Here is a 15,844-nt window from a genome sequence, read left to right on the forward strand (position 1 = left end):
TCTCACAACTCATTGACCTGTTGCATTTCCTCGCATACCTGGGCTTTGAGTCGGAGCAATCGCGTTATTGACAACAGGGGAGGTTGCTGCGACAGGCGCCCCCACCGAACCACGATCTCCCGACGGCGCCGGCGGCGGAGCCGACATGCCCGGCGGACGACCATCGGCACTCGGCGAGGCACTTGCACCACCGCCTATCTGCGAATATGCCATGAAGGTGCCCAGGGTACCCTGGAAGAACATCGCTGCCATTGGGGGTGTAGTCAGGATCAACGCGGTGAGGATCAGGCCCATGCCTCCCTGCTGCATCGCCTGGCTGGTCATGCCGTCGGACATGCTTTCCTTGAGGATGAATTCCTGCACCAGCGCTGTCGTCCAGAAAGTGGCCGCTACACGTACCACCATGTCCAGTGCGATGGATACCATCGCTGCAAGTACGGCCATGGAGAACATCGTGCCGATGCCGTAGAACAGCCAACGTTGGAACAACTGCTTGGTCTGGTCGAACAACAGGCAGAGGATGAACAGGGGGCCAAAGCCGATGAACAGCGCCATGGCGATTTCATACAGCATCAGCATCGCACCAGCGGTGATGGCTGGACCTGCGGTGCCCATGCCGATGAAGAACAGTGCCCGCTTCTTGTCCTCCAGCAGCTCCCCGTCATTCATGATCTGGATGGCGTCGATACTGGAAAGCGCCACCTGCATCCATGCCAGGCTCTTGTCGATCTGAGCTTCGGGTGACTCGTTCGAGCCTGTCACGACCTTCGTGATTTCTGCCTTGACGTCGTGGGTGAGGAAGCTCTGAAGGTTGGTGCCGAAAGCGCCCATCGTGGTGGCCGCGCTGACGATCAACGCCGCACGCGCCATATTGGTCACCAAGACCATCATTGAGTCCCGGCTGCGGCCGGTCACGATGCGGAAGCCCTGCACCAGCACCCACAGGGTCATGAGCGTGAGGGCGATGCCGCCGACCCACTGCATCATTTCCCCCATCATGTCGATGCCGAACTTGTTTATCTTGCTTCGCAGGAAGTCGAAGATGAACTTGAAGAACACGAAATCCCCGATCGATTGGACACGTGCAACGTGCCCCATCAAATCCTGGAATCCGCCATTGAAATCAAAATTGGCAATCGACCTGATCATTTCCGCAATCCCTTGATGTATCCCTACCGGACAACCTCGTGGAGCGGGTGCCTATGCACCTGCCCCAAGCGGCGTCAGTCGACGTGCAAAGCGCGTTCCAATGCAGCCGTCTTGACCAGCTGCGAGATGACGCCCGGCTTGCCCTTCAATGCCACGCGCGCCAGCACGCGCTGATTGGCCATCATTGACTCCTGATAGGCGTCGTAGGACCGCATGCGCGCCTCCCATTCCTGCTGCAGCTTGGCGATATCGTTTGCCGTACGCAGGGAGTCACTGTTCACGGCCGAAAGAGTTCCCGCAAGGTTGCCATTGGCGCCGCCTCTCCAGCCCATGATCTTAGCCAACGACGCATTGACACTGGGGATGGTCTTCTCGATGAAATCCACCGTCTCGTTGCGCTTCCGGTTTTCCATCATCTGGATGTTGACGCACAGCTGCTGCTGCTGTGCGTAGAGATCACCGGAGGTATCCAGCACAAACTTCTTCAGCAGGCTGCCAGCGCTGAAGCCCGCCGATGTACGGCAGAGGTCGGCGACCATATAGTCGTCTGGAACCCGCTCCAATGTGGCGCCTGGCGGCAAGCCGAAGTTGTTGATCATGCCCTGGATCTGGACAAGCGCATTCTGATATTCCTGGAACGTCCTTCTCCAGCGATCAACCTGAGCCGCATACTCAAGCCCATCAGCCTTGAGCTGTGCTTTTCCTTGGGCAACATCCTTCAGCGCCTGCGCGAGATTACTGAAGTCGATAACAGGGTAGCCACCGGCCGAAACCGACGTGGTGGAGAACATGACCATGCTCCCCAGCAGGATGGCTGCCAGGCGCTTCTGACGCAGACCGCGTTGGCGCTTGTGATTTCGGGATGTCATGTTCATGTTCTTCTCCAGGGGAATGGATTTCATTCGGCGCTGTTTGATCCAGGGCTTTCAAGCCGCATCGGTTTCGGCAGAGACCTTGGCTTTACCAGAGCCCTTTCGGTTCTTGTAGAAGTCCTCCAGCCACTGTTCCGGCGTGAGTTCATCCACGGTGATCCGATTGCGGACTGCAGCCGTCTGCAGCACTCGATGCATGATGTCGATGTTGTCGGTCGAGGCCGAGATCACCGACAGGATGTCGTCCATGCCGCGCAGGTTGAGCTGGCAGACGCTGGAAGCATGGCCCTGCTTGACCAGGAAGCAGCGCGAGCGCTCGTCCAGTGCCGTGACCACCTTGAACTCCGCCTCGGTCAACTTCAGGCCATCCATGTAGTCGCTCTTGCTGGCGTTCGGGTTCGGCAGCAGGATGAGCGTGGCGGTCTGCTCGATCAGGGCAGCGGAGATATCACTCTTCAGCGCGTCTTCCGGGCTCTGCGTGGCGAAGATGCCCAGGCCGTTCTGCTTACGGATGGTCTTCTGCTTGTTCTTCGCGAACTCCTTCAGGCCACCCTCGCCGTCCAGGATCTTCCAGAATTCGTCCATTACATAGATCAGCGGTCGACCGTCGATCAGCGATTCCAGGCGGTGCAGCAGGTAATTGATGACCGGCACGCGCACTTCGGGATTGTCGATGATGTCGGTGTAGTCAAAGCCGATGATGTTGGCCTTGCTCAGATCCACAGTATCGATCGGATTGTCGAAGACCCAACCCAGCGAATTGCCCGAGGTCCAACGGCGCATGCGCGCATAGAGGCCGTCGTCGCCCATGTTGGGCAGGCTCTTCTGGAAGTTGGTCATGCTGCGCAGGTGCATCGGTGTATCCAGCATGCTCTCCACTGCGCGGTAGATATCCTCTTCCTCGCGCGCGCTGTATTCGCGCTTGCCGGCCAGCACCTTGATCAGGTCGGCCAGGAACTGCACGTTGGCTTCGTTGTTCTCGCACTGGAACGGGTTGAAGCCGGTCGGCGCACCGTTCTCCAGCGCGAGGTAATTGCCACCACAGGCGCGTACGAAGATCTCCGCGCCGCGGTCCTTGTCAAAGAAGAAGATGGTCGGCGACGGCTCGTACTTCTGCACCTGGCTGAGCAGGAAGTTGATCAGCGCGGTCTTGCCGGTACCGGACTTGCCGATCACCATGGTATTGGCGATCGCCTTCTCACCGAGCGAATTCTCGGATGGATGGGTGGCATGGAAGTTGAAGTAGTACGGCTGGCCGTTGGTGGTCTGCAGCGTGGTCACGCAGTCGCCCCACGGGTTGTTGTGCTGCTTGCCGGTGGCGAAGTTGTGCAGCGGCGACAGGCCAAGGAAGTTCAGCGAGCTGACGTTGGCCAGCCGCGTGCGGAAGCGCCAGTTGGCCGGCAGCTGCGAATAGAACGACGAGGTGACTGCCAGATCCTCCTTGGTCGACACGAAACCGGCGTTGGACAGCTCGGCACGGGTCGAGGCCACGTTCTGCGACAGCTTCGCCTGGCTGTCGCCATACACCGCGATGATGAAGTGGTATTCGCCCAGCACGAAGTTGCCTGACGACAGATGATCCATCGCCTGGTCGAGTTCGACGATCTGACTGACCGCCTTGTCGCCCGAGGAGATCATCATGCCCTTGGTCCGGTCCAGCACCTTCAATGCGTCCTGGCGCCCCATCGGGCTGAACGAATGGGTGATGACGTACTCATAGTCCAGATATTTCAGACCATTGAGGATGCCCGGATAGGTCCCCTCGGCATACTCCTTGATATTCAGGATCGCGCCGAAATGATTGACGCCATTGGGCGTATTGATCACGAAATCGCCGGTCTTGGCCGAGAACATGTGCCGGCTGACCGGAAGATAGTCTTTCACTGGCGCCGACAGTACCGGCACCGGCTCATCGATGCGGTTGATCAGGTAGCCGAACAGCTCAAGCGTCTCGGAAAACACCACACCGTTCTTGGCTTCGTACATACCGAGCCGGTAAGGCGCGTAGTCGCGGATCACAGCCTCGACGTTGCCGGCGAGCTCCATCAGCTTCTCGACGGCCTGCTCCTGCTCGGCGCGCAGCTTGTCCAGGTTCGCGGACTTCTCCACGAAGCGCTTTCCCGCCACCACCGGGCGATAGATCATCGTCAGGTACAGCTCGTTCTGCATGATGCGCTGGGAGGACAGCATGCCCATGTACTGGTCGGACACATCCTGGTTGAAGCGCTGCTTGTAGTAGCTCTTTCCCTTCAGGGTGCGACGGCGCCGGATGTCATGCACCCAGAAGGCAACGTTGACGAAATCCGGCGCGCGCAGCGTCTGCAGTAACCGGTTGAAGGTGTTGTGCCGATGCTCAAGCTCCCATTCTTCGCGCCCCACGAACGGCAGCCCTTCCAGGTGCCACGTCAACAGGTAGTCGCCGCCCGTGGTCTTCACCACATTCGGAGCCACGTGCGACGACAAGGGGATGAATTCGCTGATGGAGGTATCTGGGTTGAACATACGACTGCTTCCAAAAGGTACTGCCGACAAAGATGCGGAGTTGGCCAGGCGGGCGTTCAACGCCCGCCTGGCCGGATCCAGCCCTCAATCCCTGGGGGCTGGCTTGTTGCGGTAGTGATTCGGGTTGAACACCCACATGCCATCATGCTCCTGCACGTTGCGCACCTTGAGCTTGAACATCAGGCGCAGGCCCAGCAGGCGGAAGATCATCTCGTCACGCTTGGCCATCTGCCGCATGATGAAAATGGCCACCGGGATGGTCAGCAGAAACCAGAAGTTCGTGTACATGCTCAGCAGCAACAACCCACCCGCCACCATGAAAAATGGCAGGTAGGGAACGCCCAGGAACATCGCTGGGCGCGTGCAGCCCCGGAACAGGACGTTCTTATGCACTGTAGTACTGGACGGCGTGCTTGATCATTTCAAACGCCATGCCAGCGCCGTCGCCACCACCGACCTTGTCGCAGCTGCCAGCCTCCTTGCCGAGCAGCATGCGCGCGATCTGGCCTGCCGCGCCGATCAGCACACCGCCGATGAGGATCGGGGCCACGTCACCGATGCGCTTGTGGGCAAATGCGATCTGGTAACCGGCGAAGATCACGGCGATCGTGACCACGGCGATCGAGGCCATGTTCAGCAGACCGTTGATGTTGGAGAAGAAGCCGCAGACCTTGCCATCGGTGCCGCCGAAGTCGGTACCGCCTGCCAGGGCCTGGGGAGCGAACACGGCACCTGCGAATGCGACGGCCATCAGCATGGTCTTCAGCGTGCGCTGGGCCTGGACGAGGTCGAGATTGAATCGCTTCATGGATTGATTTCCTTGTTGATGGACTAACACAACTGAATCGACCAGCCGGGGGACCGGTCGCACCACGACTTCGTCAGAACACGAAGGCCGCATCCCCTGCGGGAATCTGCTGCACCGGCGCACGGGGCGCCGGTGCGTTGTAGAAATTCTGGGTGTCCGCTGCCGGCGCGTTACGCTCATTCCAGGGGCGCAGCATCACCGGCGCGTTCGCGCCAGCAGCCATCCCGGGCAGCTGTTGCGGCATGGCTGCCCCACCCTGCGCCGCACCAGGCTGCTGATACTGCTGCGGAGCCTGCTGCGGCATGTCGTTTCCGCCCTGCGCCTGTGGCTGCATCATTCGATCGACCGAACCCAGCACCACGCGCGATACCGCCTGGTCGGCGATGTTCAGCAGGCTGCCGCGGGCCATCGCACCGGTCGATGGGTAGACGGTGTAGGCCCGTGCCGGGTCATTGGACGGTACGTACACCGGCGCATTGGCCTGGGCGACGATGCGCGCCTGGGCCGGCGAGGCCGTCTGCGGATGATGTTCGACCCTGACCACCCGACGCTCGCCGCGGCTGACCACGTCAATCGGCGCGACGGCGTTGCTTGCGACCTGCTGACCGCGGCGGATCGAGTCGTAGATCTTCTGCACGTACCCGTGACGGAAGCCGGTCTCGAAGTTGCCCGAGTAGTAGCAGCTGAACGACTTGCCCCAGTCACCACCGGAGCGCTTGTAGCAATCGGCGAGGATGCGCGAACCCGCCTGCAGGTTCGGGCACTGCTGGAAGGCCTTCTCGTAGGAATCCAGCCCGTACTTGCCCAGGTTGTAACGGTTGACCTGGGCCAGGCCAATGGAGAAGTTGTAGCCCTTCTCCTCCAGCATGCGAACGGTGGCCAGCGCCTCGTCGAGGGCCTTGGGCTGGCGCACCAGGGCGCCGCCGACCACGCCGATGGCATAAGGGTTGCGCGACGATTCCACGTTGATGACGTGCTGCATCACGTCCATCGAGACGGCCATTTCCGGGCACGCCATCATTTCCAGTCCTGGCAGCATTGGTCAGCCCTCCTGCCCCTGGGCACGCCCAGGATTGAAGTCGATGCCGGTGATGTAGCGCGAGCCGGCATGCGCCTTGATATGCACGACGATGTCGATGGTCATCATCAACAGTCGCTTGATGACGTTGAACTCCAGGCCAGAACCCTCGGCCGAGGCCTTCACCATCAGCGCCAGCTGGTCCCAGGTCTGCTCCGGGCTACCGGCATGGCAACTGGTGATCGAGCCCGGGTGGCCCGATGCGCAGTTGCGGATGAAGTAGAACGCCTCGTCACCGCGCAGCTCGGCCAGGATGATGCGCTCGGGCTTCATGCGCAGGCAGGCTTCCATGCAACTCTTTGCGCTGACATTGCTGGTGCTCTGCCCACCCTTGGAGTACAGCAGGTGCACCACATTGGGTTGGGTCAGAAACAGTTCGCGCGCGTCCTCGATCGTGACCAGGCGTTCGTTGTCCGGGATATGATTGACCAGCGCTTTCATGAAGGTGGTCTTGCCGCTACCGGTCGCACCGGAGACCACGATGTTCTTGCGGTACATCACCGCACGACGGAAGAACTCTGCGTACTCGCGCTGCTGGCGCAGTTCCAGCAGCTCGCGGTCCTGCTCGCTCAGACTGCCATCCTGTTCCAGGATCTGGTTGAAGAAGCCATCCTCGTGGTACTGGGTGAGCGACTTGGTGTGCTTGGACGGCAGGCGGATCGTGATCGAGACCTTGCCGGCATCACAGGCAGGTGGAATCACGAACTGCGCACGTTGCCCGGTCGGGAAGGTGAGCGAGACGACCGGATCGGCATCGGTGATGCGCTGGCCGGTGTTGCTTTCGTTCACCACGGCGGTGCAGAACTGCCGGGCCCGCTCGAACGTCAGGCCCGGCACCTCCACCCGCTGCCACCCCGCCCGGGTCTCCAGGTACAGCTCACCGGGACGGTTGATGCAGATTTCCGTCACTTCCGGGGATGTCATGTACTCGGCGATGCCCAGCACTTCGTACTGATAGCGCAGGAAGTCGCTGGAAACGAGGGCGAGGGGTGACACTTCGGCGTCCATGGTTGTTCTTCGGGTTACCGGCGCGGGTTGAGCACGTTGGTGAAGTCGACGTCCTTTGCGACGTAGACGTTCACGACGGTGCCCTGGTTGATGGTGACAGTCGGCGGGCGATTCGAACTGGTCAGGGCTTCGTTGGCGAGACGCTCCATCGTGCGCGCGGTGGCGCTTTCATAGGGCGAACGAACGGCAAAACCATTGCTGGAAACCGTCGTCGACTCCGGGCCATGCTCGGCTGCGGCGTACTTGAAGGCGTCGGCGATCAGGCTGATCATCAGCGCCGATGCAATGCGACTGCCCCAGTGCGCGCTGTACTGGCCAGGATGACCGGCACCACCCAGCTGATCCACGCCCGGGCTGGACATGGCCACGTCGATGCCATTGGGCGTGGTGATGCGATCCCAGATCACTTCCACGCGCTTGCCCTTGGGACCACCACCGTACGCACCGTAGATCTTGGACCCCTTGGGCAGCAGCAGGCTGCGGCCGTTGATCGAGTACACCGGCTCGGTCAACAGGCACGACGTATAACCTGCAAGATCGGTGATGATGCGGGTCTCGAGAACACAACGCAGATAAGTGCCACGCACAAGCAGTGCATCGGGACTGCGGATGTAGGAAGCATTGGACACATCCTCCACGTCAGGCCCGCGGCGCACCTTGGCCGGCGGAGCATTGCCGTTCTGCGCCTGCAGCGCAGCCAACGTGGCCTGCATGTAGGGATCGTCGTTGTCCCCTGCTGCGGCCTGGCCGCCAGCATCGCCCGTGCCCACGCCTGCGCCACCACTACCGGCAATGCGGCGATCCAGCAGACTCGGGCCACGCTCGACCTCGCGCTCGGGTTCGGCACGAGGAATGAACGTCGGGCCCATCGTTTCCTGCGGCGGTGGCGGCAGCATCGGAATGGGTTCGGCGGCTTCCCGGGCGGCCTCGCGAATCGCGGAGGGTGCAATGATCGGCAGGTCGGGGGTGCTCGAACGTGCAACCTGCGGCGGCGCCTTGACTTCTTCAGCGTCTTCCTTGCCCTTGCTGAGCAGCAGGAAGCCCATGGCCAGCAACAACACCAGGATGCCGCCGAGGAACAACAGCGCCTTGCGGTTCAAGCGCTGCTCTTCCGCAGAGCGAAGCTGCGGGGCACTTGCATCCAGGTCCGGGGTTGCCTCGGCCTGCGCATGCCCATAATACGGGTTCGTCGGTGGCTCCTGAGCCGCAGGGCCCTGCCCGTACGGAGACGGATTTGGATCGTTGCCGGGAGTGTTCTGCTGGCTCATTTCTTCACGTTCCTTCGCAGGCCGACGACGAAGTCGCCGTGGCGGATGACCAGGTACGGGTAGGTCCCGTGCACGATCAGCGTATTGCCCTCAACCGTGGTGTTGACCACGAAATCCTCGCCGTACTCCTTCTCGCGACCGAACACGGCCGGGAAGATGCCGGTCTTGTATTCGGGCGAGTTGGGCAGTTTCAGATAGGTGAAACGGCCATCGTCGTAGGCGTTGACCGGGATCAGCCACCCCATCTTCTTCGCCTTGCTGGTCGAATAGGAGTAGTTGAAGTTGTATTGGCGGTCCTTGGCCAGCTCGGTGCTCAGCAGCGGCTGCGCCTCTTCCTCGACCGCTGCCTGGGCAGGCCCGAACACAGTGTCATTCGGATAGACGAAAGCAATCTTGTACTGTACGCCGGCGCGACGGGCCTGCTCAAGCTGGCGCCAGTCGGTGGCAACGACCTTCAGCTCGAAAATGTACGAATGGGTTTCGGTACGCACCATCATGTTGGTGTCGACGTCGACGTTCTTCGGCTTGAGATAGAACACGTTCTCGCGACGGGTGAGTTCCCAGCCGCTGCTGAAGCCGGTGCTGTAGTCGAGGATCTTCTCGTTCGGGCTCAGCTCGATCTGGGTGGTCAGGCCCAGGCCGGTGCGAACCGGGTAGATGCGGTCCTTCTCATACTCGTAGTGGTCAACTGCCTGTGCCATCGCCGCGCTGGAAAACACCAGCGACAGCAACGACAGCAGCGCCCACGCGCTTCCCCTGACTTTTCGACTACTCATCGGTTGCTTGCTCCATCAGCATTTCCGGTGGAATGGTTCGGTGCCGGCATCATTGCCGGCTGCCCCGGCGCGCCCTGCCCCGGCATCGGCTGCCCCTGGACCGGCTGCCCCTGCATGGGCGCACCCTGCATCGGCTGCATCTGCCCATTGGCTGGCACTGCGACAGGCTGACCGGTGGCGGGGTCGATCATGGTGGCGGCGGCCGGATTGTTCGGGCCGTACATGCCCTGCGCCTGCTGCGCAGCGAGTTGTGCCTGCTGCGCAGCATCCTGGGCCTGCTGCTGCATGGCACCGTCATCCGGCACGGGCACGCCGCGCGCATAGTCGTTGTCGACACGGTACTCCGTGACCTGGAACGCCAATGGATTGAGCACCCGGTCCTGTTCGGACAGCGCGAGATTCTGGTTGTATTGGAAGCGCATGGTGACCAGCTGGTTGTCCAGATAGGTCGATGCACCGCTGCGCTTGTCGAGCAGGCTGCGCTGGATGCGCACGGACGCGCCACGGAAGCTGCCGTTCGCCTGCACGCCCAGCGGGGTAATGCTGAGGATCTTGACCCTGATCGCCTTGCCCCGGCCGTACATCACGAACGGATTCTGCGGATTGTTGCTGGCATAGCGCTGCTTCATGCTTGCGGCGACGGCATCACTGGACATGACGAACACCAGCTCCCAGTCACGCAACCCCATCACCGCGGAGTCGTACGACTCGCGCGCCAGCACGTACTGGGCGACATTGCTGCGGTTGACCGCCTCATTGGTGGTGATCGTCTCGCCCTGGAACGTACCCCTCAGGCGCGCCACCGTAGCGGTACCCGTGTAGGCATCGGCCATCACCAGGAAGGGCACCTTCTCCTTCAGCGGCAGCATGTAGTAGTAGCCGCCAGCCAGTGCCAGCGACATCAGCAATGAGCCGGTGGCGACCCACCAGGCACGGCGCTCACTGCGACGCGCCATGTCGGCCACGGTGATCTCGTAGCTGACCGCCTTGGCGACCGACTGCTCGACCTTGGGACTATTGCCGGGATCCTTCTTGCGGAACATGGATTCTTCCGTACTGCTGAAACATCAATGGGCGTGGCACCCCTGCGACAGGCGCGGGGAGCGGCACGTTCGATGATTTCGAGGTGGACTCAGGTGCCGCTGTTGGAATCAGCGCCCTGTGCCGACGCGGTCGGCGTCGAGCCAGCGCTCTGTACAACGATCTGGTTGCCAACGATGGAGACGGAGATGCCCTGCGCTGCATAGGCCGCCGTCAGATCGATCACGGCCTGCTGAGCGTTGGTGGTGTCGATGTTGGAAACCGCGCCGTACAGGGTGAAGTCCGAGCTCAGGCGGTAATCCAGCGTGCGTCCGGAATCCTTGGCCCAGCGCTCGAGCATGGCTTTGAGCGTGCCATCCATCGGCGAGGCCTGGTAGACGTAGCTGGAGTACAGCGGGATCTCGGTGGTTGCCGCAGCAAAGCGGTTCACCGGCTTCCAGCGGCCTCCGAAATCGGGAGCGGACTTGGTGGCGCAACCGGCCACCATCAACGCCGCCACTGCGGCGATGGACATTTTCGCGATAAACGCCTGATTCATACGGGCTTCACTTTGACGTACGAAAAAGCAGTCCCGAGCATTGGTCCCCTGGTCGTCCGGCGCTGCGTCGCGCACGCCGGAATCGGAGCGACGCACTGACTGGCAGCACGCCCACTCCGGCTCCCCTGCAGCCAACGGCTGCCAACCAAGTCGCGGGGCCGCCAGACACTGCCGGCGACACACCCGCATACCTCACCAACGTCGAAACCATCCATGTTTCATGGCACAAACTCCTGGCCACCCTGCTCTACAACATCTGCCATCCATCACACATTTCTGAACGGCATGCACAGGGTCGCACAACCACGCGTCAATTCCATGTCAGACAAGTCTGAAAATCCATGAACAAATGCCGAATTCTTGACTCAACTCACGTTTTCACGTCAGTGAATATGAATCTACGTCACAAATTTAACGACGTGAATTAGACGTTAAGCATGGGAACGTCGACTTTCGGCAGCAGCCGCGAGGTGAAGTAGCGATCCTTGTAGTAGCGGATCTTGTCGCATTTCACCGGATGCGGTATGCCCTCGTACAGGAACACTTCCTTGTCCGGCCCCATCGCCTTCAGCTCCTGCGGCAGCATCAGTGCCCGCCGCTCCTCGGTGAAGCTGTGGGTCTTCTCGCGGGCGTGCGTGACGTTCTTCTTGCGGATGGTGGTGTAGCCCAGCATGTCCGAATAGTCGTTGGCGTCCTGCTGCTCGCGCGGCGCGTACAGGATCTGCAGCGCGTGGTTGGTGATGATCGTGCGCGAGACTTCCCGGCCGTAGGTGGCATCGAGCTGGGACATGCTCTGGATGATCGGCAGCAGGCGGATGTTGTAACCGGCCATGTAGGACACCGCCGAGGCGATGATCTCGACCTTGCCGATCGAGGTGAATTCGTCCATCAGCAGCAGGCACTGGTACTTCAGGTCCGGGTTGGACTTGGGCAGTTCCTTGGTGTTGAGGTTGATCAGCTGGCTGAAGAACAGGTTGATGATCAGGCGGCTCTCGGCCAGCTTGTTCGGCTGGATGCCGATGTAGATGGTCATCTTCTTCTTGCGGACGTCGGTCAGCAGGAAGTCGTTGCTGCTGGTGGCCTTGTCCAGCACTGGGTTGATCCAGGGATTGAGCGGTTCCTTGAAGGTGCCCAGGATCGAGGCGAAGGTCTCGTCGGCCTGGGACAGCATGTTGGCGAACGCCGAACGCGCGTTGCCACTGAGGAACGAACGCTCCGACAAGGCCTTGAGGTACTTCTTCAGATCGGTGCCATCGCCCGATGACAACCGGTAGACAGAACCCAGCGTCGGCGTGCCCGAGCCGCCCGGGAAGCCGCTGCTGCGCTCGTCGTCCCAGTTTTCGAACAGATACAGGGTGAAGGCCATGAACGCGTTGCGCGCCTGGCTGACCCAGAACTTCTGGTCCTCGGCGCCGTCCGGATACAGCATCGCGGCGATGCTCATCAGGTCCGACACCCGGAATGCCGGATCATCGGAGACATAGCTGAGCGGGTTCCAGCGGTGCGTGCGCCGATCCTCGGCGAAGGGATTGAACAGGTAGATCTCCTGGCCCTGGCTGGCGCGCCAGCCGCTGGTCAGGTCGAAGTTCTCCTGCTTGATGTCCAGCACCACCAGCGATTCGCCGTATTCCAGCAGGTTCGGGATGACCACGCCCACGCCCTTGCCTGAACGGGTGGGTGCCGCAAGAATCACGAACTGCTGGCCATCCAGCCGCACCAGTTTGCCGCCATGGCTGCCGACCACGATGCTCTGGCCGGTCTTCTTGAACATGCCATGCCTGGACAGGTCGGCGCCGGTGGCGAAACGCGCGTCGCCATGCAGCGAGCGCTTGTCCTTCTTCAGCAGCAGCACCAGACCGGTCACCAGCAGGACCAGCAGCGGCAAGCCGAAGCCCACGTAGCCGGCCCACTTGATCTTGCCCACGAACGGCGCAACCTGCGGCTGGCCGATGGCGTGGTAGTACTGGTAGTACGTGTTCCAGGTGAACAGCTTGGTGTCCAACCCCAGGAACAACAGGGTCAGGTAGCCGGAAAACACGAAACCAAGCAGCAGGGTCGCCAGCGTGACGATGGCGATGAGCAGATACTTCTTACTGGGCAACACCCGAATCCTCCATGATGCGCACGAGGGCGCGACGGCCTAGCGGCGGCGCCAGCGCGACGCCTTCTTCCGCAGGTTGTTTTCGTTCTCCAGCCCGGGCTCTTCGCCCTCTTCACGCACCCGCTGCAACAGCAGTTGGCGCGCTTCGGCCAGTGATACAAGGTCGGTCAGACGATCCCCATCGTCGGCGACGACCGCATGGCCGACCACATCGCCCGGAGCGTACACCGGCTCGTAGGACACTGCTACCAGCTGATAGCGGCCACGGGTTTCCAGCACATGCCTGAATTCCTGCATCGCATTCCTCCTTGTCGGGGCAACACTGCGTCCCCTGCCCCGCCATGATGCCCATCGCAGTGTCATCGGCGTATGCACAAGCGCTACGGTTTCTACGCGAAACTGTCTGCGGATATCCAAGGAGACTGCAATGGACTGGGTAGCACTTGCACGCACGCTGGCCACCGAGGCCCACACGGGCCAGACGGACAAGGCCGGCCAGCCTTACATCTGCCATGTGGCGCGGGTGGCGGCCGCGGTGCGCGGCGACGATGACGCCGAAGTGGTGGCCTGGCTGCATGACGTAGCCGAAGACTGCCCGGCGTTTGCCGCACGGATCGAGGTCTTTCCCGCCCCGCTGCGCGAGGCGGTGCAACTGCTCAACCGCGACGCGGCCCCCGACGCGGACAGCTACTACGCGCGCATTGCCGCCCACCCGCTGGCACTGAAGGTGAAGCAGGCCGATCTGAATGACAACGCCGATCCGCAGCGCCTGGCGATGCTCGACGCGGCGACGGCCAGGCGCCTGCGCAGCAAGTATGCGCACGCCCGGACAGCGCTGGGCATCTGATTGCGCCGCGCGGTGGCGGGTGGGCGAACGTGTCACCGATCAAACGCTGATTTACCCTGAGTGCTGCTGCCCTTGTTGCGGTGCAGCAGTACAATGACCGGCTCCCCGCCCCCATCGCGCCCCGCATGAGCCCCAACTCTTCCTTGGCTGCGCGGCTGACGCCCCGTCAGCGCACCCTGATCATCCTTGCCCTGTCGCTGGGCGGCTTCGCCATCGGCACAAGTGAATTCGCCAGCATGGGCCTGATGCTGGAGATCATCCGCGGCCTGTCGATTTCCGAAACCCAGGTCGGCCACCTGATCAGCGCCTACGCCATCGGCGTGGTCGTCGGCGCCCCGATCCTCGCCTTCGTCGGCGCCAGCTTCCCTCGCCGCAAGCTGCTGCTGGCACTGATGGGCTTCTATGCCGTCGGCAACCTGGCCAGCGCACTGGCGCCGAACTACGGCACGATGCTCATTGCGCGTTTCGTCGCCGGCCTGCCGCATGGCGCCTACTTCGGCGTGGCGATGCTGGTTGCCGCCGCGATCAGCCCGGCCGGCCAGCGCGGCCAGGCGATGTCGCGCGTGTTGCTGGGCCTGTCGATCGCGATCCTGGTCGGCAATCCGCTGACCACCTGGCTGGGCCAGCAGCTGAGTTGGCGCACCGCCTTTGCCCTGGTCAGCGTGCTGGCCATCGCCACCGTGGCGATGATCGCGCGCTTCCTGCTGCCGGATCCGGATGAAGTGCGCACCTCGCCGATGCGCGAACTGCGCGCCTTCAATACCACTCAGGTGTGGCTGGCGCTGGCCATCGGCGCGGTCGGTTTCGCAGGCATGTTCTGCGTGTTCACCTATCTGGCACCCACCCTGGTGCAGGTCACCGGTGTAGCCGAATCCTGGATGCCACTGGCGGTGGGCGTGTTCGGCGTCGGCGCGATCATCGGCAACATCGCCGGTGGATGGCTGGTCGACAAGTTCCACTTCAAGGCCGCCGCCGTGGTGCTGCTGTGGTCCATCGTGATGCTGCTGCTGTACCCGCTGGCCGCACAGTCGGTGTGGACGATCGGCCCGATGATCATCACCGTCGGCACCATGGGCGCACTGGCGGCGGTACTGCAGACGCGCCTGATGGACGTGGCCGGCGAAGCGCAGACGCTGGCCGCCGCCTCCAACCATGCCGCCTTCAATACCGCCAATGCGCTCGGGCCGTGGCTGGGCGGCATGGCAATCAGCGCTGGCTTCAGCCCGGCCAGCACCGGCTATGTCGGTGCCGCCACCGCCATCGGCGGCCTGCTGCTGTGGTGCGTGGCGGTGATGCTGGACAGGAAGCGCAAGACAGCCGGCGTGGGCAGTCACTGACCTTCGCGCCGGATCGTCAGCTGCTGCCCGCGCGGCGGCGGCGATCCGGCCGCAGCAATGCCGTATCGCCGGCCGCAAGTGTCGGGCGCGCCAGCTCACCGCGCTTGACGCGCTCCAGCACCCGCCGCGAGTTGGCCGCGCAGTCGATGCCCTCCGGCCGCGCCTGGATGTCCTCGATCAGGGCCAGCAGGTGCGCCCGGCTCTCTGCCAGCCGCAACTGCAGCGCCTCGATGTCGGCCACCTTCTGCTGCAGCATTGAGATCAATGCGTCGTGCTGCCACTGGCCCATATCCGGTGGCAGCAAGGCGCGTATCTCCTCCAGGCTGAAGCCGGCGCGCTGCGCACCGGTAATCAGCTCCAGCAGCAGCACCGCCTGCTCCGGGTAGTCGCGGTAGCCGTTGGCCTGCCGCTGGACGACCAGCAACCCTGCCTCCTCATAGAAGCGGATGCGTGACGCCGCCAGGCCCGTGCGGCGGGCCAGCTCACCGATCTTCATCTGCCTGAATCCTCGACATCGGA

16 protein-coding genes are annotated in these 15,844 nt (G+C 62.3%); 2 read left to right on the forward strand and 14 right to left on the reverse strand.

Annotated features, from left to right (window positions below):
* Positions 1 to 9: 9 nt before the first annotated feature.
* The 13 genes from AC5P9P_RS04960 to AC5P9P_RS05020 all read right to left on the reverse strand — a co-directional run bounded on the left by AC5P9P_RS04960 (position 10) and on the right by AC5P9P_RS05020 (position 13,438).
* A complete protein-coding gene (locus tag AC5P9P_RS04960) occupies positions 10 to 1,149 on the reverse strand; it encodes a TrbL/VirB6 family protein (RefSeq protein WP_049402204.1) in 1,140 nt (379 codons plus the stop codon).
* 74 nt (positions 1,150 to 1,223) lie between these two features.
* Positions 1,224 to 2,051: a TrbJ/VirB5 family protein gene (locus AC5P9P_RS04965; RefSeq protein WP_049402205.1), complete on the reverse strand. Its 828-nt coding sequence runs from the start codon at positions 2,049 to 2,051 to the stop codon at positions 1,224 to 1,226.
* A gap of 24 nt (positions 2,052 to 2,075) precedes the next feature.
* The gene (locus tag AC5P9P_RS04970; RefSeq protein WP_111108314.1) at positions 2,076 to 4,523 is read right to left on the reverse strand and encodes a VirB4 family type IV secretion/conjugal transfer ATPase; all 2,448 of its coding nucleotides are present in this window, start codon (positions 4,521 to 4,523) and stop codon (positions 2,076 to 2,078) included.
* Between the two features lie 84 nt (positions 4,524 to 4,607).
* Positions 4,608 to 4,916 carry a VirB3 family type IV secretion system protein gene (locus AC5P9P_RS04975; protein ID WP_012480639.1) on the reverse strand — a complete coding sequence of 103 codons (309 nt, stop codon included), beginning with the start codon at positions 4,914 to 4,916 and terminating at the stop codon, positions 4,608 to 4,610.
* Positions 4,909 to 5,331 carry a TrbC/VirB2 family protein gene (locus tag AC5P9P_RS04980; RefSeq protein ID WP_033833163.1) on the reverse strand — a complete coding sequence of 141 codons (423 nt, stop codon included), beginning with the start codon at positions 5,329 to 5,331 and terminating at the stop codon, positions 4,909 to 4,911. The genes AC5P9P_RS04975 and AC5P9P_RS04980 overlap by 8 nt, the downstream gene beginning before the upstream one ends.
* Positions 5,332 to 5,404: 73 nt before the next feature.
* Complete coding sequence (locus tag AC5P9P_RS04985) at positions 5,405 to 6,370, reverse strand: lytic transglycosylase domain-containing protein (protein WP_111108315.1); 966 nt, start codon at positions 6,368 to 6,370, stop codon at positions 5,405 to 5,407.
* A 3-nt stretch (positions 6,371 to 6,373) separates the two neighbouring features.
* On the reverse strand, positions 6,374 to 7,417 hold the full coding sequence (virB11, locus tag AC5P9P_RS04990) for a P-type DNA transfer ATPase VirB11 (RefSeq protein WP_033833165.1): 1,044 nt from the start codon (positions 7,415 to 7,417) through the stop codon (positions 6,374 to 6,376).
* A 14-nt stretch (positions 7,418 to 7,431) separates the two neighbouring features.
* Positions 7,432 to 8,685: a TrbI/VirB10 family protein gene (locus AC5P9P_RS04995; protein ID WP_049430644.1), complete on the reverse strand. Its 1,254-nt coding sequence runs from the start codon at positions 8,683 to 8,685 to the stop codon at positions 7,432 to 7,434.
* Positions 8,682 to 9,461, reverse strand: coding sequence for a TrbG/VirB9 family P-type conjugative transfer protein (locus tag AC5P9P_RS05000; RefSeq protein WP_049402208.1), 780 nt, complete (start codon positions 9,459 to 9,461; stop codon positions 8,682 to 8,684). Before AC5P9P_RS05000 ends, AC5P9P_RS04995 begins: the two co-directional genes overlap by 4 nt.
* A complete protein-coding gene (locus AC5P9P_RS05005; protein ID WP_049402209.1) occupies positions 9,458 to 10,504 on the reverse strand; it encodes a VirB8 family type IV secretion system protein in 1,047 nt (348 codons plus the stop codon). Before AC5P9P_RS05005 ends, AC5P9P_RS05000 begins: the two co-directional genes overlap by 4 nt.
* An 89-nt stretch (positions 10,505 to 10,593) precedes the next feature.
* Positions 10,594 to 11,040, reverse strand: a complete 447-nt coding sequence (locus AC5P9P_RS05010) for a hypothetical protein (RefSeq protein ID WP_012480646.1) — start codon at positions 11,038 to 11,040, stop codon at positions 10,594 to 10,596.
* Positions 11,041 to 11,464: 424 nt separating this feature from the next.
* Positions 11,465 to 13,144 (reverse strand): type IV secretory system conjugative DNA transfer family protein, encoded by a 1,680-nt coding sequence (locus tag AC5P9P_RS05015; protein WP_005410127.1) that lies wholly within the window; start codon positions 13,142 to 13,144, stop codon positions 11,465 to 11,467.
* 36 nt (positions 13,145 to 13,180) lie between these two features.
* Positions 13,181 to 13,438, reverse strand: a complete 258-nt coding sequence (locus AC5P9P_RS05020) for a hypothetical protein (RefSeq protein ID WP_005410128.1) — start codon at positions 13,436 to 13,438, stop codon at positions 13,181 to 13,183.
* A gap of 130 nt (positions 13,439 to 13,568) precedes the next feature.
* Between AC5P9P_RS05020 and AC5P9P_RS05025 the strand changes: the two genes are divergently transcribed.
* Positions 13,569 to 13,988 (forward strand): phosphohydrolase, encoded by a 420-nt coding sequence (locus AC5P9P_RS05025; RefSeq protein WP_495232624.1) that lies wholly within the window; start codon positions 13,569 to 13,571, stop codon positions 13,986 to 13,988.
* Between the two features lie 125 nt (positions 13,989 to 14,113).
* Entirely contained in the window at positions 14,114 to 15,325 is a 1,212-nt protein-coding gene (locus AC5P9P_RS05030) for an MFS transporter (RefSeq protein WP_495232625.1), read from the forward strand.
* 16 nt (positions 15,326 to 15,341) lie between these two features.
* On the opposite strand, the gene AC5P9P_RS05035 is transcribed toward AC5P9P_RS05030, so the two are convergent.
* Positions 15,342 to 15,821: a MerR family transcriptional regulator gene (locus tag AC5P9P_RS05035; protein ID WP_005410131.1), complete on the reverse strand. Its 480-nt coding sequence runs from the start codon at positions 15,819 to 15,821 to the stop codon at positions 15,342 to 15,344.
* Positions 15,822 to 15,844: the final 23 nt, after the last annotated feature.

It is taken from the genome of Stenotrophomonas sp. YJH_SMC_14-1 (genome assembly GCF_059372275.1).

Coding starts and splice junctions, on each gene's coding strand:
- AC5P9P_RS04960 (WP_049402204.1), bottom strand. CDS start 1,149: ATGATCAGGTCGATTGCCAATTTTGATTTCAATGGCGGATTCCAGGAT.
- AC5P9P_RS04965 (WP_049402205.1), bottom strand. CDS start 2,051: ATGAAATCCATTCCCCTGGAGAAGAACATGAACATGACATCCCGAAAT.
- AC5P9P_RS04970 (WP_111108314.1), bottom strand. CDS start 4,523: ATGTTCAACCCAGATACCTCCATCAGCGAATTCATCCCCTTGTCGTCG.
- AC5P9P_RS04980 (WP_033833163.1), bottom strand. CDS start 5,331: ATGAAGCGATTCAATCTCGACCTCGTCCAGGCCCAGCGCACGCTGAAG.
- AC5P9P_RS04985 (WP_111108315.1), bottom strand. CDS start 6,370: ATGCTGCCAGGACTGGAAATGATGGCGTGCCCGGAAATGGCCGTCTCG.
- virB11 (WP_033833165.1), bottom strand. CDS start 7,417: ATGGACGCCGAAGTGTCACCCCTCGCCCTCGTTTCCAGCGACTTCCTG.
- AC5P9P_RS04995 (WP_049430644.1), bottom strand. CDS start 8,685: ATGAGCCAGCAGAACACTCCCGGCAACGATCCAAATCCGTCTCCGTAC.
- AC5P9P_RS05000 (WP_049402208.1), bottom strand. CDS start 9,461: ATGAGTAGTCGAAAAGTCAGGGGAAGCGCGTGGGCGCTGCTGTCGTTG.
- AC5P9P_RS05005 (WP_049402209.1), bottom strand. CDS start 10,504: ATGTTCCGCAAGAAGGATCCCGGCAATAGTCCCAAGGTCGAGCAGTCG.
- AC5P9P_RS05010 (WP_012480646.1), bottom strand. CDS start 11,040: ATGAATCAGGCGTTTATCGCGAAAATGTCCATCGCCGCAGTGGCGGCG.
- AC5P9P_RS05020 (WP_005410128.1), bottom strand. CDS start 13,438: ATGCAGGAATTCAGGCATGTGCTGGAAACCCGTGGCCGCTATCAGCTG.
- AC5P9P_RS05025 (WP_495232624.1), top strand. CDS start 13,569: ATGGACTGGGTAGCACTTGCACGCACGCTGGCCACCGAGGCCCACACG.
- AC5P9P_RS05030 (WP_495232625.1), top strand. CDS start 14,114: ATGAGCCCCAACTCTTCCTTGGCTGCGCGGCTGACGCCCCGTCAGCGC.
- AC5P9P_RS05035 (WP_005410131.1), bottom strand. CDS start 15,821: ATGAAGATCGGTGAGCTGGCCCGCCGCACGGGCCTGGCGGCGTCACGC.